Annotated in this window: 6 protein-coding genes and 1 pseudogene; 4 read left to right on the top strand and 3 right to left on the bottom strand. The window is 64.5% G+C overall.

Going from position 1 to position 5,474, the window contains the following annotated elements:
* Positions 1-249: 249 nt before the first annotated feature.
* Positions 250-531, bottom strand: a complete 282-nt coding sequence (locus tag Q1B08_RS20745; protein ID WP_299823086.1) for a hypothetical protein — start codon at positions 529-531, stop codon at positions 250-252.
* Positions 532-863: 332 nt separating this feature from the next.
* Here Q1B08_RS20745 and Q1B08_RS20740 point away from each other — a divergent pair, with 332 nt between their 5' ends.
* Together Q1B08_RS20740 and Q1B08_RS20735 are read left to right on the top strand one after the other, a co-directional pair.
* Positions 864-2,228 (top strand): hypothetical protein, encoded by a 1,365-nt coding sequence (locus tag Q1B08_RS20740; RefSeq protein ID WP_299823083.1) that lies wholly within the window; start codon positions 864-866, stop codon positions 2,226-2,228.
* Complete coding sequence (locus Q1B08_RS20735) at positions 2,218-2,388, top strand: hypothetical protein (RefSeq protein ID WP_299823080.1); 171 nt, start codon at positions 2,218-2,220, stop codon at positions 2,386-2,388. Before Q1B08_RS20740 ends, Q1B08_RS20735 begins: the two co-directional genes overlap by 11 nt.
* 151 nt (positions 2,389-2,539) lie before the next feature.
* Here the strand turns inward: Q1B08_RS20735 and Q1B08_RS20730 are convergent, their stop codons facing one another.
* Positions 2,540-2,815 (bottom strand): hypothetical protein, encoded by a 276-nt coding sequence (locus Q1B08_RS20730; RefSeq protein WP_299823077.1) that lies wholly within the window; start codon positions 2,813-2,815, stop codon positions 2,540-2,542.
* 346 nt (positions 2,816-3,161) lie between these two features.
* On the opposite strand from Q1B08_RS20730, the gene Q1B08_RS20725 reads away from it, so the two are divergent.
* Both Q1B08_RS20725 and Q1B08_RS20720 read left to right on the top strand, forming a co-directional pair.
* Positions 3,162-4,109, top strand: coding sequence for a DMT family transporter (locus tag Q1B08_RS20725; RefSeq protein WP_299823074.1), 948 nt, complete (start codon positions 3,162-3,164; stop codon positions 4,107-4,109).
* A gap of 67 nt (positions 4,110-4,176) precedes the next feature.
* Positions 4,177-5,154: pseudogene (locus Q1B08_RS20720) on the top strand (SDR family NAD(P)-dependent oxidoreductase).
* Positions 5,155-5,206: 52 nt separating this feature from the next.
* Here Q1B08_RS20720 and Q1B08_RS20715 read toward each other — a convergent pair.
* A complete protein-coding gene (locus tag Q1B08_RS20715; protein WP_299823071.1) occupies positions 5,207-5,440 on the bottom strand; it encodes a hypothetical protein in 234 nt (77 codons plus the stop codon).
* Between the last annotated feature and the right edge of the window lie 34 nt (positions 5,441-5,474).

The following is a 5,474-nucleotide window of genomic DNA, read 5'->3' as shown; positions in this document are numbered from 1 at the left end:
GGCACGTGCATCAGCAGGCAGGCCCGGCCACGGGCCACGGACCAGCCCTACCGCCCGTGGATCGCGACGATCCGGTCCGCCTTGCGACGGACGAAGGCGCGGCGCCGGCGGTGGTGTCGAAACAGGTCGAGAAGCATGCCCGGCGAACTGGCGAGATCGAATGACCAAACTGCGGCACGCCGAGATCGTCCCCGTGGCGATCACCGTCAATTCGACGGAGTCCGACGATTACCCGGCATTGCTTCCTGCTCACCTCATCGGCCCAAGATACGGCTCGGCCAGCAGTCCGAACTCGGGGCAGTGCAGCATGACCTCCATCGCCGCACCGATATGTGGCAGGTAAAGATACACGGCCTTGCGCCCGCATGGCATGCGGCAGGGGACGACGTGGTAGGGCCAGCGGGCGTGGTTCAGGAACCGGTTGATGGCGCGGTTGTGGATGTCGTGGCGGTTGCCACGCACGGCGATCGTCAGCCGGACGGCGTATTCGTGGTTCGCGGTCTCGGACCGGGTCGGTTTGCGGCTACCCATGGCGACAGAACGTATAGCGAACATGCAAGATCGTGAAAGACAATGCCGTTGCCTGATGCATGGTCGGCACGTTTGAGAGAGCTTGCAATGCCATGGGCGGGAGGAGGCGGCGCGCAGCGAAAAGGGGAGAGACTTGGCTGCGCGCCTTGTTGCGTCGAAGGGGGGAACTTCGTGCACCTCTTTCCTGGCACGACCATAGTGAATGACGGGTTAAGACGCGGGCGCTCTCAGCACGGACGACGCCGGGTTAACCGTTGCGATCGATAAAACTTGTCGAAAGACCGCCCGATCGCGGAATGTGCGCGGATTGTTCCGTTCCACAGATTTGTATCATGCGTACCAGTACGAAGCTTTTCGCGGTCGCGATCGCCGCCGAAGTCATCCTCATCTCGACCGGTCTCGGCCTTGCGACCGTTCAAGCGGCAGCGGCCTATGCAAGCCATGCGAACCTGACGCTGGCGGCCTCGGCAGCGGCGTTCCCGCTGCTGCTTGCAGTCCTCGAGCTCTTCAAGATCCCCGCCGGCGTGAGCCTCTATACCGCGCGCTGGACGATGAAGCCGTTCGCGGCGCTACTCCTCGTCGGCGGGACCGTCGCCACGTTCGAGACCGTGACCATGGCCGGCAGCACCTGGTTCCGGGCGCTGCAGTTCGAGATCACGGCGCAGCAATCCGAACTCGCGTCGATGCGGGAGCGCCGCGACGGCGCCGGGGACCGGACGAGCCAGGTGGCGGACATCCGCGCCGCGCTGGAGGCCCTCGAGCGTCAGCGTGACGCCAGTACGGAGACTCCAGCCGTCGAGGCGGCGGAGGCTCGGTTCGATGAGCTGACTGCGGAGATCGAGGCCCTCCTCGTTCGACAATCCGACGCGCGTGCGATGTTCGGCGCGGACTGGGACTCACAGACCGACAACAATTCGGCCCGCATCGACAGCGGCAACCCGAGTATCGCGGAACAGGGTCTCGCGTCGCAGCGCTCGATGCCGACCCGTCAGGCCTACATCGACGCCCGCATGGAGGACTGGGCCGCCTCCGAAGGACGCCTTCTCGACAGCCAGATCCAAGAGCTGCAAGCGGAACGCAACGAGGCTCGGGACGCGCTCGAGACCGCGCGCCTGTCGTCGGCGGAAGGTGTCGCAGCCATTCTCGAAAATCTCGACCGCGAGCGCACCCGCCTGCAGAACCTGATGCAGGCCATGGCGAACGATCGGCAGGCGCAGGACTCCAGCGTCGATCTGGGAGGCGCCATCGCGGCCCGGCAGCAGGAGATCGCCCGGCTGGCCGAGAAGAGCGTGATCTACGACATCGCGGCCAAGGCCTACGGGGTCGCGATCCACGAGGTGAGTGAGGAGCAGGCCAACGTCGTCACCTTCTGGGTCGTGCTGGGCGTCGGTCTTTCCGCCGCGCTCTCGACCGGCCTAGCGGCGTTCTTGGCGGCTTACCTCGCGCAGCAGACACGCCCGGAAGGTTATGCACGGACGCTCCGGACGTTGGCGGCGAAGCGGAAGCGGCTCCTGAGCCAGGAAGAGACGATCGCGATGCTCCGGCGCGAGCTGCAGGCAATGAAGGACGCACCGCCGAAGCTCGATATCCGCGAGCGCATCGTCTACCGCCATCTGCCGATCGAGCGCGAGCTTCTCGATCCCGACATGCCTGTTCGTCTCAAGGGCCGGACCCGGGAGATCCCTCATGCAGCCTGAAGACTATCGCTACGACTACACGGCCGTGGAGCAGCGCCTGCGACAGCTCGAAGCCCCGGCCTACCGTGATCGCCTCGTCGGGCGCGGCGTCCTGGTTCTGGCGATCGCCGCGGCGATCTGCGGTGTCCTGCTGAGACGACGTGCTGAAAGTTGTGGCTGAAGGGGAGCGGCGGGACGGGGCAGGGTAGGGACCTCGAAATCGGCTTTAAGAATGGGCTTGCGGCGAGTGGTAATAAGGGCGGGCAGCGGACCTACGCTGCCTCCCGGACTAATGGCAGCTAAGCGCAGCAAGCGGACATTCGGATGGGTGTTCACCTGCCAAGGCCAATCGTCTGCCCGTCTTTCGTATCGACGTCTTGCCGGACATTCGGATTCTGGTAGCTGCTTGGGTCGAAGTCGTCCGGATCATAAGCTTCTTCGTCGTCTGCAATTCCGGAGACGTGGGTCGTCCCGTTTTCTTCGTCATAGACCAAGCCATAGTTGGCACGCCCGTCGGACTTGTAGCGTAGGAACTCGTGGACAGCGGCGTAGACAAAGGCCAGCGCAAACGGCGCCAGTATGATTGCTGCGATCGCTCGAGCCTCCATGGCGTCCTCCTCGCTGGGGCGGGTCGCTCTTGAGGCTCAGCTAGACCGCCCCCGCATTTTTGATTTCAACTCTGGGCGTGGACGGTGGCCCGGACTAAAGATTTGTCAACCTGATGGCCGAGATCGCCGTTAATCGTTCGGGCAGCGCCGCGTCGAGAGCTTTGCAGCATTAGATGGAACGGGAGGGCGGTGAGTTGCCGTTCGCTGCACATCGCATGGATGACCGCGATGGGCCAGTCGCGTCGAGTTCGGCCACGCCGCCCTATTCCCGCCATGACCTCTGCGACGCCGCTGGGCGCGGCGAGGAAGGATAGACGTGCGCAGGGCGGGTCTCTAATCAAAGTCCATGACCGGCGTCACCTCCGCCACGGCCTCCACCGACCGCATCCTTTCCGGTGTCGCCTTGATGCTGGGGTTCTGCGTCACGGCTCCCCTGCTCGATGTGGCAGCCAAACTGGCCTCGAGTAGCGTTCCGGTGGGTCAGATCACTGCGGCACGCTTTGTCGTTCAATGCGCGCTGATGGCACCGTTTGTCTGGATCATGGGCCTGTCGCTGCGGGTGGCGCAGGGACAATGGCTGGCACTGCTGTTTCGCGCGATGCTTCTGCTTGTCTCGACCTTTTGCTTCATCGCCGCGATCCGCGTCATGCCGCTGGCGGATGCTCTGGCGATTGCTTTCGTGGCCCCCTTCATCGTCCTGCTGATGGGCAAGTTCTACCTGGGCGAAGATGTCGGCCCGCGCCGCGTCGGGGCGGCGATCGTAGGCTTCGTTGGGGTCTTGTTCGTGATCCAACCCAGCTTCGCAGCCTTTGGCACGGTGGCGCTGTTTCCGCTGGGCACCGCAGTGGGGTTTGCGTTCTATATCCTTGTGACACGCGGGCTGTCGCGGCGGGTGCATCCCGTGACGTTGCAGTTCCACACCGGCCTGATCGCCAGCCTGTTCTGTCTGCCCGTGTTGGTGCTGGCCGAAGGCACGGGGTCCGAACTGCTTGATCCGGTGCGACCCGCAGGTATTGCGTGGTTCTGGCTCCTCGGCGTGGGCTTCTTCGCCACACTGAGCCACATGATGATGACCTATGCGCTGTCGATGGCGCCCTCTGCTACGCTGGCGCCGCTGCAATACTTGGAACTGCCGGTGGCCACCTTGCTGGGCTATTTGATATTCCGAGATTTCCCGAATGCGCTGACCCTGACGGGCATCGTCATCATCATCGGCGCCGGCCTGTACATGATCCACCGCGAAAGGGTCACCGCCCGCCAGTTGATCACCGAGCGCGCCGCTCCGCCAATCTGAGGCGGCAGGCCGTCTCTTTCCCATAACCCATCACAGAGAATAGTCAGCTCAGCGTAAGATGCTGTAGATGCAGCAGGCCAGCGGAAGCCCGACATACCAGCCGCGGCACCGTCGCAGTAATTTGCAGCAGGCTGGCGCGCGCCTTATCCTTGTGGCGCGCGCCGGTGATGCGCTCGACGCGTTGGCCGATGAGTTGCCCCTCGCGTTGGCCGCGCCTGCCGACGTTGCCGACCGCGATGCGCTCCGCGCCGCCGCGGATGAGGGTATAAGCCGCTTCGGGCGGATCGACACCTGGATCAACGACGCAGGTGTCGCGATCTACGGCACCGTCGAGGACGTCCCGCTGACCGACCAGCGTCGGCTCTTCGAGACCAACTACTGGCGAGCGCTCCACGGCTCGCTCAAGGCGTTGCGTCTTTACTGGCAGGGCATCTGCGACAAGCTGATCACCGTGGGCTCACAGCTGAGCGACCGCGCGATGATCAACTAGGGATCCTACTCTGCGTCCAAGCATGCGCTGAAGGCCGTGACGGATGCACTGCGCATGGAGATTGAGCGCGACGGTTTCTCCCTGTTGGTGACGCTGGTCAAGCCCGGCTCGGTCGACACGCCCTACATGGAGTACGCCCGGTCCTACGTGCGGGCCGCTGGCACGAAAAACCCGCCCCGCGCGTACGCGCCCGAAGTCGTGGCGCGCGGCATCGCCTGGACCTGCGAGAACCACATCCGCGATCTCGACGTGGGCGGCGCGGGCTGGCTCACTACAAAGTCGGGCCGGGTGGCACCGCGCCTGACCGATTTTGGGATGGAGGCGTTCGGTCGGCTGCTGCAGACCTCCAACCGCCCGCCGCGTTCGGGGATGCGCGACAACTTTCATGACACCGCCCGCGCGGGGGAGGTCCGCTCCGACCAGCCCGGCCCGCCGCCGCGCGGCGTCAGTCTGATGATGGAGGCCCAGATGCGCCCGGCCGCCGCCTTGGGGATTGCTGGCATCGTGCTGGCGGTTGGAATTCGAGCGACGAGGGCACGGCGGACAGACCGTTAAAGCAAAGCTGGCGGGATATTTCGGCGGGATCAGTTGTCCGCTCTGACTCGTTTCAGAGCCTGATGCGGCTTCGGCGGCAGGCGATCTTGATGGCGTCGCCCGGCTGGACAGTGCGGAAGACGACCACGACGGCCATCACGCCGGCCTTGCGAGCCGACGTGCCGTCGCAATTTCTATCGAGCACTGCGCTCATCAGCCCGTCTTGGTGGTCGTTCAGTTGATGGTCGCCGGCGCTGGTCGAAGGTAAGCGTCCGGGCTCGCTGCCCTGACGTCGTCCGCTGAGCATCGATAGTGTCCACTATGAGATAATGGACACTATC

Source organism: uncultured Jannaschia sp. (genome assembly GCF_947494025.1).
In the GTDB taxonomy this organism is placed as follows: Bacteria; Pseudomonadota; Alphaproteobacteria; order Rhodobacterales; family Rhodobacteraceae; genus Jannaschia.
This window is presented reverse-complemented; position numbering and strand designations above follow the sequence as displayed.

Excerpts from the sequence above, each read along its gene's own strand:
- Q1B08_RS20730 (WP_299823077.1), bottom strand. The coding sequence starts at position 2,815 with ATGGAGGCTCGAGCGATCGCAGCAATCATACTGGCGCCGTTTGCGCTG.
- Q1B08_RS20735 (WP_299823080.1), top strand. The coding sequence starts at position 2,218 with ATGCAGCCTGAAGACTATCGCTACGACTACACGGCCGTGGAGCAGCGC.
- Q1B08_RS20745 (WP_299823086.1), bottom strand. The coding sequence starts at position 531 with ATGGGTAGCCGCAAACCGACCCGGTCCGAGACCGCGAACCACGAATAC.
- Q1B08_RS20725 (WP_299823074.1), top strand. The coding sequence starts at position 3,162 with ATGACCGGCGTCACCTCCGCCACGGCCTCCACCGACCGCATCCTTTCC.
- Q1B08_RS20740 (WP_299823083.1), top strand. The coding sequence starts at position 864 with ATGCGTACCAGTACGAAGCTTTTCGCGGTCGCGATCGCCGCCGAAGTC.
- Q1B08_RS20715 (WP_299823071.1), bottom strand. The coding sequence starts at position 5,440 with ATGCTCAGCGGACGACGTCAGGGCAGCGAGCCCGGACGCTTACCTTCG.